Consider the following 22,923-nt stretch of genomic DNA (forward strand, 5'->3'; position numbering starts at 1 on the left):
GGTGAGCTTACTCAGGGGCTGGTTTTTAAAGGCTGTAGATACAAAAAAGGCACTTTTCAGTGCCTTTTTTTATTGAATAAACACAGGGCTTATTCTTCGCCTAAGTCACCACAAAAACGGTAACCTTCACCGTGAATTGTTGCGATGATTTCAGGGGTATCAGCAACAGACTCAAAGTGTTTACGGATACGACGAATCGTTACGTCAACAGTACGGTCATGTGGCTTAAGCTCACGGCCAGTCATCTTCTTAAGAAGGTCTGCGCGTGTTTGAATTTTGCCTGGGTTTTCACAGAAGTGAAGCAGTGCACGGAATTCAGAGCGTGGTAGCTTGAATTGGTCGCCGCTTGGACTTACTAGTGAACGGCTGTTGATTTCAAGTGACCAACCATTGAACTCGTAACGCTCTACAAGTTTCTTGTCTTCAGTTGGTAAACCTTGATTCATTGCACGAGTCAGTAGGTTGCGTGCACGAATAGTCAGTTCACGAGGGTTGAATGGTTTAGTGATGTAGTCATCAGCACCAATTTCAAGACCAAGGATCTTATCAACTTCGTTGTCACGGCCAGTTAAGAACATCAGTGCCATGTCACCTTGCTCGCGTAATTCACGCGCAAGTAATAGACCATTTTTACCTGGAAGGTTAATGTCCATGATGACTAGGTGTACATGGTGCTCTGAAAGCATCTGGTGCATTTCTGCGCCATCATTTGCTTCAAATACAGTATAACCCTCAGCTTCAAAGATGCTTTTAAGGGTGTTACGTGTTACGTGCTCGTCTTCTACAATTAGAATATGAGGGGTTTGCATTGGCAGTACCTAATTAAAAAACTGAATCTGGTCAAACACAGAATAGTTAAATTCTATAAAAAAAATTCACATACAGGCAAAGTCTTCTACAAAAAAACGCAGTTTATTGCGGATATAACTACCTGTGTGGTACGCCATCCTAAATCTTTATCGTTACTTCATCTTAAACAACGACAAAATCGTCCTAAAAACGGACATTGGCTTACAATTCCCTTGGATGGCGATGATTCTAAGCACTTAACAGCACGCTAACAATAATGGTGTATTGTTTCGTTACCGCTTTCTTGGTATTTCTTGATTTATATCAAACAGAGTGATGAATCATTACGACTATCGACAATGTTTAACAATCTCTACAAATACATTGTTGCTTCATTGGCTTGAATCTAGCCATCTGTAAATATTTGTCATCTAAGTGGTCTTCAAGGTGCATTGCTGCTGAGGTTGAATAACACTTTGTTTACGCAAGTTTTGCAATTCTAACAGCATTTGAGTGAATTCGCATGGTTCTTCAACATTATCATGCTGTTTAATAGCAAATAGTCAGAGCATATTCTGAACAATATTAACAACCCTGCAATTGATTAGGTCAATTTTGTCACGTTACCTACACTGATTAACAAGATAATGATTTTTAGCGCTGTTTTATCAGAATCAGAGGAGGATGAGATGAAAGACTTATTACCTGATTTATGTGATCACTATGAACAGGATGTTCGCTGGTTGCCACTGTCATTTGTTGATTATGGTGGAAAGTCGATTTTTTTCGGGGAAGTGGTCACGCTACGTTGCTTTGAAGATAACAGCTTAGTCCGCGATATTGTCAGCCAAGACGGTAAAGATAAGGTGTTATTTATTGACGGGCACGGTTCGTGTAACCGCGCTTTGCTCGGCGACCAACTCGCTATGCTCGCAGTAAAAAATGGCTGGCAGGGGGTCGTGATCAATGGGGCTGCCCGCGATGTTGCAACCTTGTCAGAGTTGGATTTAGGGGTGAAGGCGTTGGCTGCTTGCCCAATTAAAACGGTGAAGCGCCAAACGGGTGATTTAAATGTGACCTTAACCGTCGGCCATACGATGGTGTACCCCGGTGACTACTTATATGCTGATCTTAATGGGGTTTTGCTCAGTCGTGATGCGCTTGATTTATCGGTGTTATAGGCGTTTATGGTTAGGGGGCTAAACCGTAGGTGAAAAAGGGCAAGCTACGGTGTAGTTTGCCCTTTTGAATATTGACTGCTTGTGTCATCCGCTATTTGTCCGTGATGTTACGTATGATCGTTAAAGTGATGGGGGTTAAAAGCGAAAACCAATACCAAGTTGGTAGATCTGTTCAATATCTTCGTAATCAACGGTTGCATGTAAATTGATTTTTTCACTGACGTTAAACTGACTCGATACCTCCAAGCCCATGGTTGCTTCTTGATTGAGTTTTTTCTCTGTGGTTACTGCGCTGCGTAAGCTCATTTTGGGGGTGAGATTGTACTTTACGCCCGAGAGCATGCCGCGGCTGGCCGCTTGATTTTCATTGCCCGAGGTGAGTCGCGTACTCAAATACAGCTCAACATCATTATTCAAAGAATAGGCGTAACCGCTATCAATCTGCCATAGGTCAAACTGCTCGGCGTTCTTTGATTGCGATGACATAAACCAGCCTGATGCTGTCTCGTCACGAATAAGGTCGAGTAGACCTTTATCTGCTGCTGTTGTTGGTAATGCCACTACCAGCAGGGTAATTGTGATCAGCAAATGTCTCATTGCTTCACCTTCCCTGTTTGTTGTTATTTATTGGTCTGTCGCAAATTTGCCATGAAATATGAGGGATGCGACATTGCTAATAATACTAGGACATATTTCTTATTTTTGACATGTCGTCTCAAAGTTAATGAGATATCCAGCTAAACTTTTTTGCGCTTGTTACGTTATGCGACATGGTGGCTAAAAGGAATGTGATCTTGCTGCCGCAGCGACGCTAAGGTGTGGTTAATCTTGCCTTATGAGGCCGCGAATAAGCCTTACTGGTGTAAGGCTCGAGGGCGAAATGCCGTCAATTACTGACGAAAACGCAATGGCTTAGCGTAAGGGTAGACATCTTCATATTGTTGATTGGTAATGTTTTCTTGTAGTTGACGCCAATAGCTAGCTTCAAATAAATCGCAGTGGAGTTCATTAAACAGGGCTCGGATTTTCGGGTTAATCAGCAAGAAGGTGCGAAACTCCTCGGGGAACACATCGTTGATCCCCACGCTGTACCAAGGCTCTGCCGCCATTTCATCTTCGGGGTAGCGCGGCGGTGGAATTTCACGGAAATTCATCTCTGTCATATAGCTAATTTCATCGTAATCATAGAAAACCACCCGACGGTGACGTGTGACGCCAAAGTTTTTAAACAGCATATCGCCAGGAAAAATATTGGCAGCCGCCAGTTGTTTAATGGCTTTACCGTATTCATCAACGGCATGGCGCAAGTCCTCGTCGTTGGCTTGGTCGACATAGATGTTAAATGGCACCATGCGACGCTCCATATAGAGGTGCTTGATCATGATAGTGTCATCGGTCACATCAATGATCGATGGCGCAACGTCAAGTAGCTCTTCTAGTAATTCATCGCTGAACCGTGCTCGGTCAAAACTGAAGTTACGATATTCTTGTGTATCAGCCATGCGGCCAACCCGATCGTGTTCCTTAACGAGCTTATATTTCTCTTTTACGGTGTCGTGGCTGATGTCTTTTTGTGGAGCAAACTTATCTTTTATGATTTTAAAAACAAAGCCATAAGACGGAAGGGTGAATACCGACATCACCATGCCTTTGATGCCTTCGGCGGTGACAAATTGATCGTCGGACTGTTCCAAATGGGAGAGAAACTCGCGATACAGTTCTGTTTTTCCATGCTTCTGACAGCCTATCGCTGTGTACAGTTCAGCCCGTGTTTTGTTAGGCATTAGTTCGCTCAGAAACTGGACTAAAGCGGCAGGTGCGGGGGCGTAAACCATGAAATAGGAGCGGGCGAAGCCAAAAATAATACTCGCATCGTCGACATCGCAGATACAGGCATCGACATACAGCTCCCCATTGCTATTGGTTAATATCGGTAAAATAAAGGGGTATTGCTGTTGGTTTTCAAGGGTTATACGACCAATCAAATACGCCGCTTTGTTGCGGTAAAAGGGTTCGCGAATTAACTCGAGTGTGCTCGTGTTAGTGAGTGCATGGCCAAATACTTGTTCTAGGTGCTGGCTAACTAAATCGATATCACGGGCTTTATCTTCCCAGTCTGCGGTAAATGGGGTGTCGTTGAATAAGCGAGTAAATAACGATTGAATACCGTTAGTGGCAAAGTAAGTGCGGGTTAAGGGCGTTGGATAAGTGGGTAAACGGCCTTCTTGTGAACTGTGAACAAATAGTTTGTCACGGTTGATATTACGGTGTTCAAAGATGCGGCAATAGACAGAATTAAAGAAACTCTCGGCGATTTCATAACGTGGATAATCCAATAAGAGATCTTCATAAGCGGCTTTGACGCCCATTAAAAAATCGCGATTTGCATAGCGTTCACCCAGCATGATCTGGATCTGGCTGGTGACGAGTCCGACATGGTTAGCATAGAAACTAATACGCTTTTTAAGGGCTAGATGCACGGCTGGCCAATCACGCTTTTCAAAGCGATCCTGTGCGCCTGCGGTAACATCTAAAAAACGACCGTACATGGCGTCAAAGCCCTGCAAGATAGTATGAGCGACAAGTTGTTCCATGGCTGCGGTCATTCGGGTCCCTCCAGAATGATGAATGGCTATGCGTCAACAGTGCATGTTCGTATTTGCTAAATAGAACACTGAAGATAGATCAACACTATGCAACGACTAGCGTTTAACTGCAATCAAAGCGGATGGTTTTTTATACGTATTACCAATAATGAACAATAGCAGCTTGTCTTAATAAACGTGTATTTATGATGATTTCTCGCACAAGGAAAAAGAGAAATTGGTTGACTCATCACCAAATGTTCGGTAAACGTTAACTAATCCAGCATATTGAGAACGACTTTTAGTCATGATGAAAAACGTATTCAGCACAACAACCACGATTATTATTACCGACACCATGGGTGTTGGGGCTAGCTGATACGTACAACAATTATCAGAGAAGCCCGCACCCCAATCAGGTGCGGGCTTTTTTTTCACTTTTTACATCACAATTTAGTTTGACCGTTACACTGCATTTTATGCAGTTGTCTGCAAAATTTAAGGGATTTGGGAGTAGGGAATGCGCGTATTAAAGTTTGGTGGTTCATCGTTGGCAGATGCCGACCGATTTTCAAGAGCAGCAGACATCATTGCAAACAACGCTCGTCAGAGTGAAGTGTCTGTGGTGCTATCGGCGCCGGGTAAAGTGACCAATAAGCTGGTTTCGGTGATCGACAATACCGTTGCAAATGGTGAAGCCGAGTTACAGCTTGCCGATTTAGAAAATGTCTTTCAAACCTTGTTTACGGATTTAAAAGCGGCTGAGCCCAATTTTGATAAAGCGCTGTTGGACGCCAAGCTAGCCAGTTCGCTTGGGCAGCTAAAACAGTACGTTCACGGCATTAAGTTGTTGGGGCTGTGCCCTGATAATGTTTACGCCAAGATGATCAGTAAAGGTGAGCGGTTATCGATTGTGGCGATGAAAGCCATGCTCGAAGCTAAAGGCTTGAAAGGCCACTTAATTGACCCAGTTGAATACCTATTAGCACATGGTGAATACCTAGAAGCGCATGTTGACATTGAGGTGTCGACCCAGAATTTTAAGCGTAATCCACTACCTGCAGGCCATGTAAATATTATGCCGGGGTTTACGGCGGGTAATGAAAAAGGCGAGCTTGTTACGCTAGGGCGTAATGGTTCGGACTACTCAGCGGCAGTACTGGCGGCGTGTTTACGTGCAGAGTGCTGTGAGATTTGGACCGATGTTGACGGTGTATACAGCTGTGACCCACGTATTGTGCCTGATGCACGCCAAATCAAATCGCTTAGCTACCAAGAAGCGATGGAACTGTCTTACTTTGGCGCTTCAGTACTACACCCTAAAACGATTGCCCCGATAGCCCAGTTCCATATCCCTTGTTTAATCAAAAACAGTTTTAACCCGCAAGGCGCTGGCTCACTCATTGGTCAAGATACGGGTGAAGATAAGCTCGATATCAAAGGGATCACGACCTTAAAAGATCTGACCATGGTGAATGTGTCAGGCCCTGGCATGAAAGGCATGGTGGGCATGGCGAGCCGCGTGTTTGGTGCCATGTCGATTGCGGGTGTGTCGATTGTGCTGATCACCCAATCGTCATCGGAATACAGCATCAGTTTCTGTATTGAAAGCGAAGATAAAGTGGCAGCCAAACAAGCCCTACAAGATAACTTCGAGTTGGAATTGAAAGAAGGATTGTTAGAGCCCGTTGAATTTTTAGATGACGTGGCCATTGTGACTTTGGTCGGTGATGGTATGCGTACCTCGCGTGGCATTGCATCGCGCTTCTTTACATCGCTTGCGGAAGTGAACGTCAATATCGTTGCGATTGCGCAAGGTTCCTCTGAGCGAGCGATTTCTGCGGTTATCCCTGCGAATAAAGTGTCTGAGTCGGTGAAAGCCTGCCATGAGAACCTTTTCAACAGTCAGCATTTCTTGGATGTATTTGTGGTTGGTGTCGGTGGTGTTGGTGGTGAGCTGGTGGATCAAATTCAACGCCAACAAAGCAAGTTAGCTGAAAAGGGCATCGTTATTCGTGTGTGCGGTTTAGCCAATAGCCGAGGCTTGGTGCTAAATAGCAATGGCTTACCGCTGGACAACTGGCGTGATCAAATGGGCCAAGCGCAGCAAGGCTTTGAACTTTCAAGTCTGATCCAATTGGTTCAGCGTAACCATATCATTAACCCTGTCATCATCGACTGTACCTCAGAACAAGCAATTGCTGATCAGTACGTTGATTTCTTAAGTGCTGGTTTTCACGTAATTACACCCAATAAAAAGTCGAATACGGCGAGCATGGCTTACTACCATCAACTTCGCCAAGCTGCTCGTGGCACGCGCCGTAAATTCATGTACGACACCACTGTTGGTGCCGGTTTACCTGTCATTGAAAATTTGCAGAACTTACTTGCGGCTGGTGATGAACTGTCGCGCTTCTCGGGGATTTTATCTGGCTCAATGTCGTATATCTTCGGTAAGTTAGATGAAGGCATGAGCTTTAGTGAAGCGACAACGGTTGCCCGTAATAATGGCTTTACTGAACCCGACCCTCGTGATGATCTGTCTGGGATGGATGTCGCGCGTAAGCTATTGATCTTGGCCCGTGAATCAGGGCTTGCTCTAGAACTTGAAGATGTGATTGTGGAACAAGCATTGCCACCGGGTTTCGATGCCGAAGGCTCGGTTGATGACTTTATGGCCCGCTTACCAGAAGCGGATGCTTACTTTAAGCAGTTATCGGAAGCCGCAGCGAAAGAAGGTAAAGTGTTACGCTATGTGGGGGAAATTGATCGTGACGCCGAACAAGGTCAGTGCCGCGTGAAATTGGCGGCAGTTGATGGTGACGATCCTATGTTCAAAATTAAAGATGGCGAAAATGCATTGGCATTCTATAGCCGTTATTACCAGCCAATTCCGTTAGTATTGCGTGGCTATGGGGCAGGTACAGAAGTAACAGCAGCAGGTGTATTTGCTGACTTAATGCGTACGTTAGGCTGGAAATTAGGGGTATAAAATGAGTGTAGTAGTATATGCGCCAGCATCGATTGGTAATGTCAGTGTCGGCTTTGATGTGCTTGGTGCGGCAGTATCACCGCTGGATGGCTCTCTATTAGGGGATCGCGTAAAAGTCGAAACCAGTGACCAGCCTTTTGTACTGCAATGTGTTGGCGAATTTGTAGCTAAGTTGCCACCGAAAACAGAAGACAACATTGTGTTTGACTGCTGGCAAGTGTTTGCGCGCGAACTTGATAAAAAAGGCTTAGCGGTGAAGCCGGTTAAAATGACGCTAGAAAAAAACATGCCAATTGGCTCGGGTCTGGGCTCAAGTGCTTGTTCTGTGGTTGCCGCGCTTGATGCGCTTAATCAGTTTCATGATCTGCCATTAACTGAAACCGAATTATTAGCGTTAATGGGGGAAATGGAGGCTAAGATTTCGGGTAGTCTTCACTATGATAATGTGGCACCTTGTTACCTCGGTGGACTGCAATTTATGGTCGAAGAACTCGGTATTATTAGCCAATCTGTACCGTGTTTTGACGATTGGTATTGGGTCATGGCGTACCCTGGCATTAAAGTACCGACAGCGGAAGCGCGGGCGATTTTACCCTCGCAGTATCGTCGCCAAGATGTGATAGCCCACGGCCGTCACTTAGCTGGCTTTATTCATGCGTGTTATTCCCAACAGCCCGCACTTGCCGCGAAGATGATTAAGGATGTGGTGGCTGAACCTTACCGTGAACAACTGCTACCTGGTTTTGGGAAGGCACGTGAGTATGCATTACAAGCAGGAGCGCTTGCCAGTGGGATCTCGGGATCGGGCCCGACCATGTTCACCGCATGTGATAACCTTGAAGTTGCAGAGCGTATAGCGCGCTGGCTTCAAGAGAATTATGTTCAAAATGACGAAGGATTTGTCCACGTCTGTCGCCTCGACAGTCAGGGCTCAAAAGTAACAGGAAGTGAGCTATAACCATGAAGCTGTATAACTTAAAAGAACATCAACAACAGGTATCGTTTTCTCAAGCGGTACGTCAAGGCCTTGGCCGTAACCAAGGTTTATTTTTCCCATCTGAATTACCTGAGCTAGGTGATATTGACGCGTTACTCGAGCTCGATTTTGTCAGCCGCAGCAGCAAAATCCTATCGGCATTCATTGGTGAGGAGTTAGCTCGCGATACAGTAGCTCAAATGGTTGAAAATGCGTTTCAATTTGAAGCGCCAGTCGCCCAAGTAAAAGACGGTGTGTACGCGCTTGAATTATTCCACGGCCCTACTTTAGCGTTTAAAGACTTCGGTGGTCGCTTCATGGCGCAGTCTTTAGCCGCAGTGACCGATAGCGATGGCCAAATTACTATCTTAACCGCAACCTCGGGTGATACGGGGGCGGCCGTTGCGCATGCCTTCTACGGTATGGATAACATCAAAGTCGTGATCCTTTACCCGAAAGGTAAGATCAGCCCGCTGCAAGAAAAGCTGTTCTGTACTTTAGGGGGGAACATCACCACAGTGGCAGTCAACGGGACATTTGATGATTGCCAAGCTTTGGTGAAACAAGCGTTTGATGATGCCAAGTTGCGTGAAGATGTTGGTTTAAACTCAGCGAATTCCATCAATATTAGCCGTTTAATGGCGCAGATTTGTTATTACTTTGAAGCCGTTGCTCAATTGCCGAAAGCGGCGCGTGGTGAGCTTGTTGTGTCGGTACCGAGTGGTAACTTTGGTAATTTAACCGCGGGCTTACTGGCTAAATCATTAGGCTTACCCGTGAAGCGCTTTATTGTGGCAACCAATGCCAACGACACCGTACCGCGTTATCTTGAAACGGGTGAATGGTTACCGAATGCGACTATCCCAACCATTTCCAATGCGATGGATGTGAGTGAGCCGAACAACTGGCCACGTATTGAAGAGCTCTGCCAACTAAAAGGGTGGGGGCTTAACGAACTCGGTTACGGTTCAGTTACTGATGAGCAAGCCGCTGAAACATTACGTGAAATGCACAATGAAGGTTACTTATGTGAGCCACATGGCGCGATTGCTTATCGGGTATTGAATGAACAACTCAATGATGGTGAAACGGGGCTATTTTTATGCACCGCACACCCTGCGAAGTTTATTGAGGTTGTTGAAGAGATTCTTGAACAGAAAATAGATTTGCCTGCGACCTTGGCCAAACATGGTGCGATGGATTTACTGTCGCTGGAGCGAGATAAAGACTTTGAGCAACTCAAGGCCGTACTTTATAGCGTTCAAAGCTAGAGTTAGCAGTAAGAGATTGCTTTAACCACAGAAAACGGTAGTCGATGACTACCGTTTTTTTTGCCTGTGAGACGCGATTGATACCAACTTGAATCACGGACTCAAATCGGTATCAAGCTTATTAGGCTTCTTCTTGTATGGCTGGGGCTTGTTCTGCATTCGGTTTAGCAAAGCGATTTACCCATAGCGAAATAGCACCGTCCCCTGTGATATTACAGGCAGTACCAAAGCTGTCTTGTGCCATGTAGAGTGCAATCATGAGAGCAAGCTCAGCTTCACCAAATCCTAGCATGGTCGACATTAAGCCGAGCGCAGCCATCACCGCACCACCAGGGGCGCCAGGGGCGGCAATCATGGTGACACCTAACATCATGATGAAAGGTAGCATTTCCCATAGCGAAGGGATCGCGATGTGCTGACTCAGGGCCATTACCGCTGTTGAACAGGTCACCAACGTAATGGTTGAGCCTGACAAATGGATAGTGGCACAAAGTGGCACGGTAAAGTTGGCGATTGACTCATCCACACCGTTGACTTTGGTTTGGCGCAAGGTCACAGGAATGGTTGCCGCTGAAGACATAGTCCCTACCGCCGTAAAGTAAGCAGGCAGCATGTTTTTAATTAGAGTAAATGGCGACTTGCCTAACGCCAGGCCTGTGACTGTGTATTGGATAGTGATCCAGACCCAGTGCATCATAATGGCTAACGCTAACACCACGCCAAAGGTCTTCAAGGTTGTGAATACCGTTCCCTCTGCAGCCATTTCGGCAAAAACACCGGCGATGTAGAAAGGGAGGAAAGGAATAATAACTTTCGCCAATAACAGATCAATAACGCCACGTCCTTCATCGGCTAATTTACGCAAGCTATTGCTGTTGGTAATGCTAATCCCCATACCAAATAGGAAAGCAGTAGCTAATGCTGTCATCACCCCAAATAAAGGCGGGATCTCAATGGTAATAAAACTAGTGAGGGTGTCTGATGCATTCGCGGCTGCGGCTGTTGGCTCTGGAAGCCCGGCAATAACAATACTGGCGACGATGAAGGCAAGGCTGCCTGCAATAATAGTGGAGCCATAGGAGAGGGCGACCGTTTTACTTAATAGTGAACCTGAGTTCTTCGGTAAGCTAGCAATACCGCTAGTAATATAAAACAGAATGATTAACGGGATGGTAAACCCGATTAACTGGCCTCCAAGTTGTTTAATGGTGAGTAGTAGACGAATGACGCCATCTGGTGCGTAAAACCCGAGTAAGATACCGACTAAAATACCGGTGATCAGTTTAAGGATTAACTTCATAACGCTGACTCCTGAGATGCATACCGTGGATAAATCGCAGAATATATATGATGTGGCTAACTAACTGGTTGTTAATTAGACAATGCCAATAACCTACTCTTTTTCTGGTTTTATTCGCTATTGACTGTCTCGAATTGAGATATATATATTAAATTGATTGCATTTTGTGATGGGCGTTTTATACACAAAGGTAACAAGTGGTGAGGGTGACACTAGAAGTGTGAGCTGCTCTCAGGACATAAAAAAAACGGCATCTAAGAGATGCCGTTTTTATAAATCTTTGCTATCAGGCTGCGATTACAGGCTGTTAGTGAAAGTACGCGCGATAACGTCGCGTTGCTGTTCAACAGTTAGAGAGTTGAAACGTACAGCGTAACCAGAAACACGGATTGTTAGCTGTGGGTACTTTTCTGGGTGCTTAGCTGCGTCTTCTAGCGTTTCACGCTTAAGAACGTTTACGTTTAGGTGCTGACCGCCTTCGATTTTAGCTGGTGCTTCGATAGCAACTTCACGGCTTTCGTATTCACCTAGATCTGCAGCTGGGATAACTTGATCAGCTTCAAAACCAGCAGAAGCTGCAACACAACGCGCTTCGTTAGTTTCGCTATCTAGTAGCCAGATAGAGTTTAGTAGATCGTCGTTTACTGCTTTAGTGATTTGAATACCTGTGATCATGACTTACTCCTTGAAGGATTGTAGTTAATTTTTCAATTATATGTTGAGCTGGCTGTATTATATATGCCGAACGACACAAAATGATATTGATTTAGATCAAATAACTACAAAAAACCTCAAAAAAACCAAGGCTGTTTTATTGAGCTACATCAAGAGAATTGCATTATTACTGATAAGTTACAGCTATTTTATATTTTAAAATATTTTTTAAACTTTCATTTGTAATTTTATTACTACATTTTTAGCGGTGTTTTATGACGCAATCCCTTGAAAAATGCGTTTATCACCTACCTATTTTGTTGTAATTGTCGTGCAAAAGTAACAGCCTTTAAAAAGACAAGAATGGCATTTGTGCTTCCGTTAGAATAGAAATCGAGAAAGTAAATTATCAATAAAAAGGGTCAACAATGAAGTTAATTGGTGCGCATGTTTCAGCGGCGGGTGGTGTTCAAAATGCACCGCAAAATGCTTCAGCGCTTGGCGCAAATGCATTTGCTTTGTTTACTAAGAATCAGCGTCAGTGGGTTGCGAAGCCGTTAGAGCAAGATGTGATTAATAAATTTAAGGCGTGTTGTCAGCTGCTGGGTTATAGCTCAGATGCGATTTTACCTCATGATTCATACTTGATTAACTTAGGAGCACCTGAAGCTGACAAGTTAGAGAAGTCGCGCAATGCTTTTATTGATGAGATGCAACGCTGTCAGCAACTTGGTTTAACCTTGCTCAATTTCCATCCTGGTAGCCACCTTAAAAAGATCTCAGAGCGTGATTGTTTAGCCTTGATTGCAGAATCGATTAACTTAGCTCACGCCGAAGTACCCGAGGTGGTCGCTGTTATCGAAAATACCGCAGGGCAAGGCAGTAACCTTGGCTGGCGCTTTGAGCACCTTGCTGAGATCATTGAGCAAGTTGAAGACAAATCACGTGTTGGGGTTTGTATCGATACCTGCCATACGTTTGCGGCAGGCTATGATTTACGTACCGAGAGTGCCACTGAAGCAACATTTACAGAGTTCGATCAGGTCGTGGGTATGCAGTACTTGCGTGGCATGCACTTGAATGATTCTAAAGGTCAATTGGGTAGCCATCTTGATCGCCACCATAGCCTAGGTGAAGGCGAGATAGGTTGGGAGTGCTTCCGTTTCCTGATGCAAGATTCGCGTTTTGATAATATGCCTTTGGTGCTTGAAACCATTAACCCTGATATTTGGCATCAGGAAATTAAAACTTTACGCAGCTTTATTCCGTCAAATCGCTAGTGTTGTTGTGTGCGTTGATGCAATAACTGGTGCGATAAAAAAGAGAAGAATAAAGACCTTATCCAATAGAGACTGGTATACATAGAGTGTGCATTGGCTGCTTGTCGATGCACTGTGATGGCTCACGGCTGAACGCATTCGGTGCTTAGCTTCTTTTTTCCGATACTAATAACAAATGACAATATTTTTTAGTGCTTGTTTTTAATTGGTTTTTTGTTGTTTTGCGAAGTTGGCATTTTTCTTCCATTCGTTTTGGTAACCAAGGTAGCCGCTGATTAAAAGCGGCTGGTAGCAGATAAGCGATGAAGGAAATGATCATGAAAAGTATCAATGAACAAACACTAACCCTAGCCTACGCCACTCAACTTCCTCAAGCCTATCGCCCTATTCAAGGGCGAGGTCATTGGCGAACACCTGTGGTACCGCATAAATGAATGGTGGTAGTGCCAAGTTTAAATGTCAGGGCTACTGTTCTTATTATGGTGGCTCGGTAAAATACGGGCCATTATTATTGGTAGTAGGACATATCCATGAGCCAGACTTTCAATTGGCAAACTCTTTTTTCACAAGAAACCACTAAAGAATACTTCAAACACATCGAGCAGTATGTCGCGACTGAGCGTGCACAAGGAAAAGCCATTTTTCCGCCAGCCTCGGATGTGTTTAATGCTTTTGATTCGACGCCTTTTGAGCAGGTTAAGGTAGTTATTCTAGGCCAAGATCCATATCACGGCCCAGCTCAAGCGCATGGCTTGAGCTTTTCGGTTCTACCTGGGGTAAAAACACCGCCATCTTTGGCCAATATGTATAAAGAGCTGGCGACGGATATTGATGGTTTTACCGTGCCAAACCATGGCTACTTACAACCTTGGGCTGAGCAAGGGGTATTGCTGTTAAATACCGTGTTGACGGTGGAACAGGGCAAAGCGCACTCCCATGCCAAAATAGGTTGGGAGACCTTTACTGATAGCGTGATTGATGCGTTGAACGCACAGGGCGAAGGTATTGTCTTTTTATTGTGGGGCGCGCATGCGCAGAAAAAGGGGAAGAAGATTGATACCCAGCGCCATCATGTATTAGCGTCTGCTCATCCTTCACCACTGTCGGCCTACCGTGGATTCTTTGGTTGCCAGCATTTCTCTCAGACAAATATCCTACTATCGCAGATGAATAAATCAGCCATTAATTGGCACTTAAAAGATATTGCTTAAGATTTCTAAAATATTGGTGTTTTTATTCGTATTGATGATCAAATAATCAAGATCAAACCACCACTATCCTTCCTTTTATAGGCTTAACTTATATTGAGAGAAACAATGTAGCGTTAGCTTGATAACACTGCTTAAAGGATCAGAGAGTAATGATACTCGGATGCTATCAAGGAAGATAAGCTGGGAGGTTAGTATGATGTTAGAAAAAATTCACGCTGAACATGGTCATATCAATCGGTTATTACACATTTTGGAGCAGAAACTCCACGCCATTCAGCAAGGACAACCCGTCAACTATAGCCTGATTAAAGATATTGTTGAATATCTACACAAACATGCGGAATGTTGCCATCACCCAAAAGAAGATGTGATTTATCATTATTATCAGCAGAAATACGCCGATAAAGGGGTGATGAAAGAGCTAGATAGGGAGCATCAAGAATTGGCACTATTAACGGATATGTTTGCCGATACCGTTGACATGATTCTGATGGATGCGGTGATCCCACTTGATGTTTTTGCTGATAAATTGAATCAGTTCGTCACTCGCCAACGTATGCATTTAGAATTTGAAGAGAAATATGTATTTCCTTTGATCCGCCGTCATTTCACTACCCAAGACTGGATTGAGGTGGGTAAACAATACCAAGAATGCGAATGTGATCCCTTGTTTGGTGATCAAGCTCTACCGCGTTATCAACGTTTACGGGAACGTTTAGCAGAGTCGGTTTAGCGGACTGGCTGCTGTTAAAAAGGCTGATGTAATTTTGAGGGCGAGTGCGAAAAGGCAAGCGCCAAAGGTTGGCGCTTGTACGTTTGTGCGGTTAGTAGTCATAAAGATCATCTGAGTGGTCTCTCAGCATGTCGATACCCTCAAGTTCCTTTTGTAGTCGCTGTCTATCTTTCAAGGCTTCAATTTCACGCCATTTACGTTTAACCGGCTTACTGCGGCTAGCACGAGCAGGACGTTCGATTGCAAGAATGTCGTCGAATGCATAGTTATCCATAATTAGCACCTCTTTCCTTACAGGGATGAAGCAATCTGACTGATACACATAAAATGCTGACGAAATAGCCAGATTGCCTTCTAGTTAAATAGCATACTGACAAATAAAATAAAATTGATGTATTTCGCAAATGTTATCGTTATATGAAGTTTTTATGTGGTTGGCTTCACAAGTGTAATTTGACCGCTCAAAAAACACGCAAGGTAAACGTTTGCGCGGGATGTTAAACACCCTGAAATTTTCTGTTTTCCCGTTGATCTATTCGTCGCGTTGAGCCGCGAAATACCCGTGTTACAAGCCCATAATTGCTGGGCTGTTATTCACTTAAAGACTCGGCGGTTTTTACCTAATGCTTTATCCATCGCGTCAGTGATAACACCATGTTGCGAAATATCTTGATTAATGTTGCAATCTCGCAAGGTTTACACCGTTATCAAATGGACATAATGGCTCGATATTACGATGATATGAGCGCGTGAGCATATTGCGTTAATGGCCTTTTATTTGGCATGATCATCCGCCATCAGTTGCTTGGTCGATGATCAACGCATCATTATTAGGCTTTCACATTCCGCTGAAGGGCTAACAATACGCTTATTTGTCTACGGTTTTGTACCGCAAACACATAACAACAACTAAGGTTGATAAGAAACAACCGATATTGATTTACGTATTCTGACTCGTTTTTGAGTCTAGAAGTGTTTTTATATTTATGATTTTAGAGGGGGAAACGTGACAAGTCAGATTAACTTCTTAAACGATCTGTTATGGGGTTCCGTACTTATTTACCTCCTTATTGGGGTAGGTATCTACTTTACTTACCGTCTTGGGTTTATTCAGTTCCGTCACTTCGGCCATATGTTCACTGTGATGAAAAATAGCCGTAAATCCGACAAGTCAGGTATTTCATCTTTCCAAGCGCTATGTACTAGCTTAGCGGCGCGTGTTGGAACGGGGAATATGGCAGGGGTTGCTGTTGCTTTGACACTGGGCGGCCCTGGTGCGATTTTCTGGATGTGGTTGATCGCTATGTTGGGGATGGCGACGGCATTTGCAGAAAGTGCGCTTGCGCAGCTATATAAAACACGAGATGACGAAGGCAATTATCGCGGTGGTCCAGCCTATTACATGGAAAAAGGCTTGGGGATGCGCTGGATGGGTGTCGTTTTCTCTATTTGTTTGATCATTGCTTTCGGCCTCGTTTTTAATTCGGTGCAAGCCAACTCTATTACGCAAGCAATGAATGTCGCCTTTGGTTGGAACCCGATGTACGTCGGTGTGGCCTTGGTGATCATGGCGGGTTTCATTATCTTTGGTGGCATGCGCACAATAGCGCGTACTGCTGAGCTGCTAGTGCCAACGATGGCGCTATTTTACTTGTTGATTGCGATGTATATCATGGCGATTAACATTGAAAAACTGCCTGACGTGCTGATGTTAATTTTCCGCAGTGCATTTGGTTTAGAAGAGGCTGCATCGGGTGCATTAGGCTATACCATAGCGCAAGGCATGATAAATGGCCTGAAGCGTGGTTTATTCTCGAATGAAGCGGGTATGGGTTCTGCGCCGAATGCTGCGGCTTCAGCCACGCCGTATCCGCCACACCCTGCGTCACAAGGTTATGTACAAATGCTAGGTGTGTTCATGGACACCATAGTGATTTGTTCTGCCACCGTGGCGATTATTTTGATGTCGGGTGAATACGTACCGCACGGTGAAATCACAGGTATCGAATTGACACAGCGTGCATTGAGCTCGCAAGTCGGTGGTTGGGGTTCAATCTTTATTGCTGTGGCTATTTTCTTCTTTGCGTTTACTTCGCTGGTGGCGAACTACTCGTATGCTGAAACTAACCTGATTTTCTTAGAGCATAACCATAAAGCGGGCTTAAATGTATTCCGCGTGGTTGTTTTAGGTATGGTGATGTTCGGTGCAGTCGCTGATTTGCCAACGGTATGGGCAATGGCTGATGTCTCGATGGGGATGATGGCGATTATCAACCTGGTGGCGATAGTGCTCTTATCGGGCACTGTGGTGAAGCTGGCGACAGATTACAATAAACAGCTGTCGCAGGGTAAAGTGCCAACATTCGATAGTAAAGATTACCCAGAACTGCATGCTCAGCTTGAAGAAGGCATTTGGGATCAGGATAAGACAAATAGTAGCCGATAGCGGGTACTATCATCGCTTTACTCTATTGCAGTAATTCAAAAAGCCATGCGACATTCGTGTGGCTTTTTTGTATTTAGGTGATACCCTTTTTAGCCATTATACAAAGAATAAAACTCAGCTGAAAAAGGGAATAAAGCCTTATGTTAATTGTGGTTTCTCCTGCAAAAACGCTCGACTACGAATCGCCATTGGTGACCCAAACTTATACCCAGCCGACTCTAACCGAACACTCTGCGGCGCTGATCAAAGTGTGCCGTGAGCTGACGCCTGCTGATATTTCAACGCTGATGAAAGTAAGTGATAAAATTGCAGGCCTGAATGTGGCCCGCTTTACTGAGTGGCAGCCTGAATTTACGACACAAAATAGCCGCCAAGCGATTTTGGCGTTTAAAGGTGATGTCTATACTGGGCTTGACGTTGAAACCATGGCTGAAGAGGATTTCGCGTGGGCGCAAAATCACCTACGTATGCTATCAGGGCTTTATGGCTTACTACGCCCTCTCGATTTAATGCAACCTTATCGCCTGGAAATGGGCACTAAGCTGGGTAATGAACGTGGTACTAACTTGTATCAGTTCTGGGGCAACATCATCACAGAGGCCCTAAATACAGCATTGGCAGAGCAGGGGGATGAGGTGTTAATTAATCTCGCCTCGAATGAATACTTTAAAGCGGTGAAGCCAAAATCATTGCAAGCCAAAGTGATCACGCCGGTGTTTAAAGATTGTAAGAATGGGACTTATAAAGTGATCAGCTTTTATGCCAAAAAAGCGCGCGGCATGATGGCACGCTACATTATTGATAACCGTGTGGATTCAATTGAAGCACTTAAAGCGTTTGATACTGCGGGTTACTATTTTGTTGAAGCGGAATCAACAGCGACAGAGTTTGTGTTTAAGCGTGAAGAGCAAACGAAATAAGCGTATTTTTTAGTTCGTTTAACGACAATACGTGCGTATTAAAAAAGGCAGTGTCATCGACACTGCCTTTTTGTATTCGTTATCACATTGATAAGCAAGAGGTGGTAACTGGCGTTGCGCGAGTTACCTTACTGCATTATTTCGCGTCTTTCGCCGCTGCATTTTTCTTTTGCTTTTTCAGCGCTTTCTTTTGCTTCGCTGCTTTTAGCTTCTTATCAACTTTGACTTTTTTCTTCTTGATGGTTTTTGCTTTTTTGCTTCTTGGGCGTAGGCCTTCAAGGAAACGCTCTGGCACTTCCTCTTTCATGTAGCGACCGATACGCTCCATCATGCCTTGGTCATGTGCTTCAACCAGTGAAATCGCCGTGCCTTTTTTACCTGCACGTGCTGTACGACCAATACGGTGTAAATATACGTCTGCGGTACGTGGTAAGTCGTAGTTAATTACGTGGCTAACGTCGGGTAAATCGATGCCACGCGCTGCAACGTCGGTTGCAAGCAGCACAGAAACTTCACCATTACGGAAGCGTTCAATCGCATTAATACGTGATACCTGTGCCATTTCACCTTGGATCCAGCTGCACTTGATATCCATAGAGGCTAATTGGTCACGTAGTTCACCTAGACGCTCACGCGTTTTAATGAATACGATACTACGTTCAGTTTGATTCTTTAATAGCTCTTCAAGGATAGCCAGCTTGTGTGGCATATCATCACAACGTAGGTATAGCTGATGGATTTTCTTACGTTCACGACGTGAAGGCTCGGCATCAACTTCAACAGGCTCGTTTAGAATCGTTTCAGAAAACTCACGCACACCTTTACCTTCAAGTGTTGCTGAGAACAGCATACTTTGGTTGCGCCAGCGACATTCTTTGTGAAGGCGATCAACGACTTTAGCGAAGCCCATATCTAGCATGCGGTCGGCTTCATCAAGGATCAAACACTCGATAGCACGACAGTCAAAACGCTCAGCTTCGATATATTCCATTAGGCGACCTGGTGTTGCAACAACAAGATCTTGGGTTTTACCCAGTAGATCAGCATGGTCGTCGTAAGAAATACCACCAGTGATGGTGAAGATGTTTAGCGTCGTATGTTTTGCAAGGTTACGTGCTTCTTCTGCTACTTGAATAGCAAGCTCACGGGTTGGCGTGAGGATCAATACACGTGCAGGCCCAGGCTTCTTACGAGGGAAGTCCAGCAAGTGTTGGATCATTGGAAGAAGAAACGCGGCGGTTTTTCCGGTACCCGTAGGAGCAGAAGCCAACACATCGCGGCCGTCCAAGGCATGAGGGATAGCCTGCGCCTGAATATCTGTCGGGCGTGAATAACCTATTTCTGCAATTGCTCGTAATAGTTCGCTATCTAACTCTAATTCGGAAAAGTCTCTCACCAGTCATCTCTCCTCGGGAATAAGACCAACGCCAGCCATTACATAAGTGTACGAGGTAATGGCAAGAGGCATAAATATAAGGGGCGGCATTATATACCCAAATGAAGGCAAGATGCGAGGTTCCCTGTTACTGCGTTTATATCATGGCATTTATTACATTTTTAAGTAGAAATTTTGAGTTAATGCGATGAATTCATCTGAATATTGACCTTGCTGATGGATGTTCAACGTTTGCAGCTGCGTGGTGCACGCTGATGGGGTCAGTGAAAACAGTAAACGATTGATAGATTTTCGCTCTGTGGTTCTGATTTCACATAGGTGCTGGCAATAGAAACCAAGCTGGTGGGCCGCTTTAATGAAAAGTCGCCCCTCATATTCAGGCAAAATAAAGCTCGCAACCCCCGTTGGGCTGAGTAAATTTTTCACACTATCGAGCAAGGCCTGGTGGCTTAGCGTATCAGTGTGACGTGCTGTGGCACGCTTATCGCAATCAGCCTGCTGACCAAAGTTAAAATAAGGTGGGTTGCAAATGATGGTGTCGATAGAGTGGGGCGTTTGTTGAGCGCTCCAATGTAAGAGGTCGTCATGAATTACGCTCAGGCGCGTAGCCCACGGTGATTGCAGGAAGTTATGTTGAGCGGCTTTTGCTGCGCTAGGATCGATCTCCAGCGCCACAATATGATTGCGTGACTCAATACTGCGTTGGGCACTCATGAGGGCGAGCAGTCCACTTCCCGTTCCTATATCGAGAATCGTACCGTCCGTTTGTAGCGGTGCCCATGCCCCTAATAAGACACCGTCAGTGCTAACAGGCATGCCACAGCCTAAGTCATCAACGTGGAATTGTTTGAAAGTAAAGCCGTTTGCCATGTTTCCTCCTGTTTCAGTGGCTATTATATCGGTATTTTTATTACATGCTTAGGGAATAATTTTTGGTTGGTTGGCCTCTTGATAGAATATTCCCCTGTTTGAGATCTGTTATATAGCTCCTGTTTATTGGTTTTTAGTTTCGATTTCTCTTTTCAATTTGGTGTTACATACTGCTTTTTGCGGTTGAACTCTGGATATAGTGGTGTTTTACCCTGCAAGGTTGCTTATTGAGCATTTTTTCTTCATTATGCTGACATATTTGTTACAACTTACTATTAGTATCTAGTAACAAAATAATAACAATATGCAGACATAAATCATGAATTAGACGAAGAGTGAAGGTGAAGTTTGAAAAAGACACTCAAAGTAACAGACATCCTAGCATTGGGTTTTATGACCTTTGCGTTTTTCTTGGGGGCGGGAAATATCATCTTTCCGCCACAGGCAGGTCAACTTGCTGGCGATAATTTACTCCCAGCGATGTTTGGTTTTCTTTCTACTGCTGTCGGTCTACCGCTGATCGCGATTATTGCTGTCGCTGTTGCTGGCGGTGGTTGGAAAGGATTAACCCGTGATCTTCCACCTTCTGTAGCGACCCTGATGGCAGTGCTGATTTTTATCATTATTGGTCCAGCTTTTGCAGCACCTCGAACAGGTCTTGTCGCTTATGAAATGGCTGTTAAACCCTTTATTGCCGATGCCGGTCAACTGAGTTTGACGCTGTTTTCTGTGGTTTTCTTTGCGGTTGCCTTGTTCTTTGCATGGTCACGCGGCAAATTGATCGACATGATAGGTAAGTTCTTAACACCAGCCTTGTTTGCAGTGTTAGCAGTGCTTGCTATTGCTGTGTTTGTTAACCCGCAAGGTGATATTTTACCTGCACAAGGTGACTACGTTGCGCAAGCGTTCACAACGGGATTCTTGGAAGGCTACAACACCATGGATACCTTCGCAGCGCTGATGTTTGGCATGCTGATTGTTGATGTTATCCGTAAGAAAGGTGTAACAGACGAGAAAACAACCTGTACTTACTTGGTATATGCCGGTGTGATTGCAGCTGCTGGTTTAGCGTTTGTTTACATTTCTTTGTTCTACTTAGGCGCCACCAGTGCAGGTGTTGCACCTGGCGCTGAAAACGGCGGTGCGATTCTAAGCATCTATGTTCAAGCCTTGTTTGGTAGCACGGGTCAAATTATTCTTTCTGCTATCGTACTCTTAGCTTGCTTAACAACGGCTATCGGCCTTATCAGTGCATGTTCTGACTACTTTAGTTCACTGACTAAGCTGTCTTACGAGAAGTGGGCGGTTATCTTAGCGGTAGTATGTGGTGTGGTTGCTAACGTTGGTCTTAGCCAGCTAATTTCGCTGTCTATTCCTGTACTGTTTGCCCTGTACCCAGTAGCGGTTGCTTTGGTTGCGCTAACATTTGTACGTAAATGGTTGCCAAACCCACGTGTAGCGTACCGCGCTGTACTGTTAGTGTCGCTATTGTTTAGCTTTATTGATGCGGCGAAATTCATGGGTATTGATGTGTCTGCGTTCAATGTATTGCCATTGTTTGACTACGGCATGGCATGGGTTATCCCGACACTGGCTGCGCTTGTCGTCACACGCTTTATTGGTGCGCCAGCCCAACAAGAAGCGCAACCCGCGTAAGTTTGTTTCGTTATCCTTACTTCGTAAGGGTAAAAAAATGGGATGCCTTGGCATCCCATTTTTGTATCTGGTGGTTCAGTGAACGAAGACGATTACAGTGTTTCAGCGTATTCCGTCATGATCTGTTCACACCAAGTGGTGATACGTAGATCGCTTTGTTCAAACTGACTGTCTTCATCGAGCGCTAAACCAACGAAGAACTGTTCATCTTCGGTAAGGGCTTTAGAGGCTTCAAACTCGTAGCCTTTGTTTTCCCAGTAACCGACAAAATTTGCACCTGTAGGCAGCAGTTTATCGTGTAGCATGCCCATTGCATCGAGGAACCATTCGGTATAGCCCTCTTGGTCACCTAAACCAAAGAGCGCAATAGTTTTTCCTGCCAGCTGTAGGCCGTCAAGTTGTTCCCAAACCGCTTCCCAGTCTTCTTGTAGTTCACCAAAGTCCCACGTGGAAATCCCTAAAATCAGCATGTCGTAGTGATTCATTTCGCTGACGTTGGTTTCTTTGATGTTATGCAGTGTGACTAGCTCAGGTCCGATACAGTCTCGAATTTTTTCGGCTGCCATTTCGGTGTAACACGTGGTCGAGCCGTAGAATAGGCCTATGTTCATGAGGGCTTCTCGTCGGTTGAGGGCGTACCTATCGGTATGGAATAGCGAGAGT

General features: G+C 44.8%; 19 protein-coding genes and 1 other annotated feature. Of the genes, 10 read left to right on the forward strand and 9 right to left on the reverse strand.

Features of this window, described 5'->3' with window-relative positions; translation table 11 throughout:
• Positions 1-89: 89 nt before the first annotated feature.
• Positions 90-809, reverse strand: a complete 720-nt coding sequence (gene arcA, locus L4C35_RS19710) for a two-component system response regulator ArcA (protein WP_048900329.1) — start codon at positions 807-809, stop codon at positions 90-92.
• A gap of 669 nt (positions 810-1,478) precedes the next feature.
• Here arcA and L4C35_RS19715 point away from each other — a divergent pair.
• Complete coding sequence (locus L4C35_RS19715; protein WP_428464505.1) at positions 1,479-1,970, forward strand: putative 4-hydroxy-4-methyl-2-oxoglutarate aldolase; 492 nt, start codon at positions 1,479-1,481, stop codon at positions 1,968-1,970.
• Positions 1,971-2,105: 135 nt separating this feature from the next.
• On the opposite strand, the gene L4C35_RS19720 is transcribed toward L4C35_RS19715, so the two are convergent.
• Together L4C35_RS19720 and aceK are read right to left on the reverse strand one after the other, a co-directional pair.
• Positions 2,106-2,567 (reverse strand): hypothetical protein, encoded by a 462-nt coding sequence (locus tag L4C35_RS19720; RefSeq protein ID WP_428464506.1) that lies wholly within the window; start codon positions 2,565-2,567, stop codon positions 2,106-2,108.
• 293 nt (positions 2,568-2,860) lie between these two features.
• Positions 2,861-4,576: a bifunctional isocitrate dehydrogenase kinase/phosphatase gene (gene aceK, locus L4C35_RS19725; protein WP_428464507.1), complete on the reverse strand. Its 1,716-nt coding sequence runs from the start codon at positions 4,574-4,576 to the stop codon at positions 2,861-2,863.
• Between the two features lie 299 nt (positions 4,577-4,875).
• Positions 4,876-4,991 (forward strand) — a sequence feature (Thr leader region).
• Between the two features lie 84 nt (positions 4,992-5,075).
• On the opposite strand from aceK, the gene thrA reads away from it, so the two are divergent.
• From thrA to thrC, 3 genes are read left to right on the forward strand one after another with little or no spacing between them, the layout of a single operon-like run.
• Positions 5,076-7,547, forward strand: coding sequence for a bifunctional aspartate kinase/homoserine dehydrogenase I (gene thrA, locus L4C35_RS19730; protein ID WP_428464508.1), 2,472 nt, complete (start codon positions 5,076-5,078; stop codon positions 7,545-7,547).
• A 1-nt stretch (position 7,548) separates the two neighbouring features.
• Complete coding sequence (gene thrB, locus L4C35_RS19735) at positions 7,549-8,505, forward strand: homoserine kinase (protein WP_428464509.1); 957 nt, start codon at positions 7,549-7,551, stop codon at positions 8,503-8,505.
• Between the two features lie 2 nt (positions 8,506-8,507).
• Positions 8,508-9,794 carry a threonine synthase gene (gene thrC / locus L4C35_RS19740; RefSeq protein ID WP_428464510.1) on the forward strand — a complete coding sequence of 429 codons (1,287 nt, stop codon included), beginning with the start codon at positions 8,508-8,510 and terminating at the stop codon, positions 9,792-9,794.
• 121 nt (positions 9,795-9,915) lie between these two features.
• Here the strand turns inward: thrC and L4C35_RS19745 are convergent, their stop codons facing one another.
• Together L4C35_RS19745 and grcA are read right to left on the reverse strand one after the other, a co-directional pair.
• Positions 9,916-11,094 (reverse strand): dicarboxylate/amino acid:cation symporter, encoded by a 1,179-nt coding sequence (locus tag L4C35_RS19745; RefSeq protein WP_428464511.1) that lies wholly within the window; start codon positions 11,092-11,094, stop codon positions 9,916-9,918.
• Between the two features lie 297 nt (positions 11,095-11,391).
• Positions 11,392-11,769 carry an autonomous glycyl radical cofactor GrcA gene (gene grcA, locus L4C35_RS19750; RefSeq protein WP_428464512.1) on the reverse strand — a complete coding sequence of 126 codons (378 nt, stop codon included), beginning with the start codon at positions 11,767-11,769 and terminating at the stop codon, positions 11,392-11,394.
• A 407-nt stretch (positions 11,770-12,176) separates the two neighbouring features.
• On the opposite strand from grcA, the gene nfo reads away from it, so the two are divergent.
• The 3 genes from nfo to L4C35_RS19765 all read left to right on the forward strand — a co-directional run bounded on the left by nfo (position 12,177) and on the right by L4C35_RS19765 (position 14,972).
• Positions 12,177-13,028, forward strand: a complete 852-nt coding sequence (nfo, locus tag L4C35_RS19755) for a deoxyribonuclease IV (RefSeq protein WP_428464513.1) — start codon at positions 12,177-12,179, stop codon at positions 13,026-13,028.
• Between the two features lie 530 nt (positions 13,029-13,558).
• Positions 13,559-14,239 carry a uracil-DNA glycosylase gene (ung, locus tag L4C35_RS19760; RefSeq protein ID WP_428464514.1) on the forward strand — a complete coding sequence of 227 codons (681 nt, stop codon included), beginning with the start codon at positions 13,559-13,561 and terminating at the stop codon, positions 14,237-14,239.
• A 193-nt stretch (positions 14,240-14,432) separates the two neighbouring features.
• Positions 14,433-14,972 carry a hemerythrin domain-containing protein gene (locus tag L4C35_RS19765; protein WP_428464515.1) on the forward strand — a complete coding sequence of 180 codons (540 nt, stop codon included), beginning with the start codon at positions 14,433-14,435 and terminating at the stop codon, positions 14,970-14,972.
• A 91-nt stretch (positions 14,973-15,063) separates the two neighbouring features.
• Here L4C35_RS19765 and L4C35_RS19770 read toward each other — a convergent pair whose 3' ends face one another.
• A complete protein-coding gene (locus L4C35_RS19770) occupies positions 15,064-15,246 on the reverse strand; it encodes a DUF3545 family protein (protein WP_428464516.1) in 183 nt (60 codons plus the stop codon).
• A gap of 732 nt (positions 15,247-15,978) precedes the next feature.
• On the opposite strand from L4C35_RS19770, the gene L4C35_RS19775 reads away from it, so the two are divergent.
• Positions 15,979-17,418 (forward strand): alanine/glycine:cation symporter family protein, encoded by a 1,440-nt coding sequence (locus L4C35_RS19775; protein WP_428464517.1) that lies wholly within the window; start codon positions 15,979-15,981, stop codon positions 17,416-17,418.
• A 140-nt stretch (positions 17,419-17,558) separates the two neighbouring features.
• Positions 17,559-18,338 (forward strand): peroxide stress protein YaaA, encoded by a 780-nt coding sequence (gene yaaA, locus L4C35_RS19780; protein WP_428464518.1) that lies wholly within the window; start codon positions 17,559-17,561, stop codon positions 18,336-18,338.
• A 136-nt stretch (positions 18,339-18,474) separates the two neighbouring features.
• On the opposite strand, the gene srmB is transcribed toward yaaA, so the two are convergent.
• Positions 18,475-19,734, reverse strand: a complete 1,260-nt coding sequence (gene srmB / locus L4C35_RS19785) for an ATP-dependent RNA helicase SrmB (RefSeq protein WP_428464519.1) — start codon at positions 19,732-19,734, stop codon at positions 18,475-18,477.
• 153 nt (positions 19,735-19,887) lie between these two features.
• Positions 19,888-20,604, reverse strand: a complete 717-nt coding sequence (locus L4C35_RS19790; RefSeq protein WP_428464520.1) for a tRNA1(Val) (adenine(37)-N6)-methyltransferase — start codon at positions 20,602-20,604, stop codon at positions 19,888-19,890.
• A gap of 348 nt (positions 20,605-20,952) precedes the next feature.
• On the opposite strand from L4C35_RS19790, the gene brnQ reads away from it, so the two are divergent.
• Positions 20,953-22,260 (forward strand): branched-chain amino acid transport system II carrier protein, encoded by a 1,308-nt coding sequence (brnQ, locus tag L4C35_RS19795; RefSeq protein ID WP_428464521.1) that lies wholly within the window; start codon positions 20,953-20,955, stop codon positions 22,258-22,260.
• Between the two features lie 92 nt (positions 22,261-22,352).
• Here brnQ and fldB read toward each other — a convergent pair whose 3' ends face one another.
• Positions 22,353-22,871, reverse strand: a complete 519-nt coding sequence (gene fldB / locus L4C35_RS19800) for a flavodoxin FldB (protein ID WP_428464522.1) — start codon at positions 22,869-22,871, stop codon at positions 22,353-22,355.
• Positions 22,872-22,923 lie beyond the last annotated feature (52 nt).

Origin of the sequence: Photobacterium kagoshimensis (assembly GCF_050337045.1) — a bacterium.
In the GTDB taxonomy this organism is placed as follows: domain Bacteria; phylum Pseudomonadota; class Gammaproteobacteria; order Enterobacterales; family Vibrionaceae; genus Photobacterium; species Photobacterium kagoshimensis.

What these genes read in the sequence shown, in the direction of transcription:
- arcA (WP_048900329.1), bottom strand. Translation starts at nt 809, where the DNA reads ATGCAAACCCCTCATATTCTAATTGTAGAAGACGAGCACGTAACACGT.
- L4C35_RS19715 (WP_428464505.1), top strand. Translation starts at nt 1,479, where the DNA reads ATGAAAGACTTATTACCTGATTTATGTGATCACTATGAACAGGATGTT.
- L4C35_RS19720 (WP_428464506.1), bottom strand. Translation starts at nt 2,567, where the DNA reads ATGAGACATTTGCTGATCACAATTACCCTGCTGGTAGTGGCATTACCA.
- aceK (WP_428464507.1), bottom strand. Translation starts at nt 4,576, where the DNA reads ATGACCGCAGCCATGGAACAACTTGTCGCTCATACTATCTTGCAGGGC.
- thrA (WP_428464508.1), top strand. Translation starts at nt 5,076, where the DNA reads ATGCGCGTATTAAAGTTTGGTGGTTCATCGTTGGCAGATGCCGACCGA.
- thrB (WP_428464509.1), top strand. Translation starts at nt 7,549, where the DNA reads ATGAGTGTAGTAGTATATGCGCCAGCATCGATTGGTAATGTCAGTGTC.
- thrC (WP_428464510.1), top strand. Translation starts at nt 8,508, where the DNA reads ATGAAGCTGTATAACTTAAAAGAACATCAACAACAGGTATCGTTTTCT.
- L4C35_RS19745 (WP_428464511.1), bottom strand. Translation starts at nt 11,094, where the DNA reads ATGAAGTTAATCCTTAAACTGATCACCGGTATTTTAGTCGGTATCTTA.
- grcA (WP_428464512.1), bottom strand. Translation starts at nt 11,769, where the DNA reads ATGATCACAGGTATTCAAATCACTAAAGCAGTAAACGACGATCTACTA.
- nfo (WP_428464513.1), top strand. Translation starts at nt 12,177, where the DNA reads ATGAAGTTAATTGGTGCGCATGTTTCAGCGGCGGGTGGTGTTCAAAAT.
- ung (WP_428464514.1), top strand. Translation starts at nt 13,559, where the DNA reads ATGAGCCAGACTTTCAATTGGCAAACTCTTTTTTCACAAGAAACCACT.
- L4C35_RS19765 (WP_428464515.1), top strand. Translation starts at nt 14,433, where the DNA reads ATGATGTTAGAAAAAATTCACGCTGAACATGGTCATATCAATCGGTTA.
- L4C35_RS19770 (WP_428464516.1), bottom strand. Translation starts at nt 15,246, where the DNA reads ATGGATAACTATGCATTCGACGACATTCTTGCAATCGAACGTCCTGCT.
- yaaA (WP_428464518.1), top strand. Translation starts at nt 17,559, where the DNA reads ATGTTAATTGTGGTTTCTCCTGCAAAAACGCTCGACTACGAATCGCCA.
- L4C35_RS19790 (WP_428464520.1), bottom strand. Translation starts at nt 20,604, where the DNA reads ATGGCAAACGGCTTTACTTTCAAACAATTCCACGTTGATGACTTAGGC.
- fldB (WP_428464522.1), bottom strand. Translation starts at nt 22,871, where the DNA reads ATGAACATAGGCCTATTCTACGGCTCGACCACGTGTTACACCGAAATG.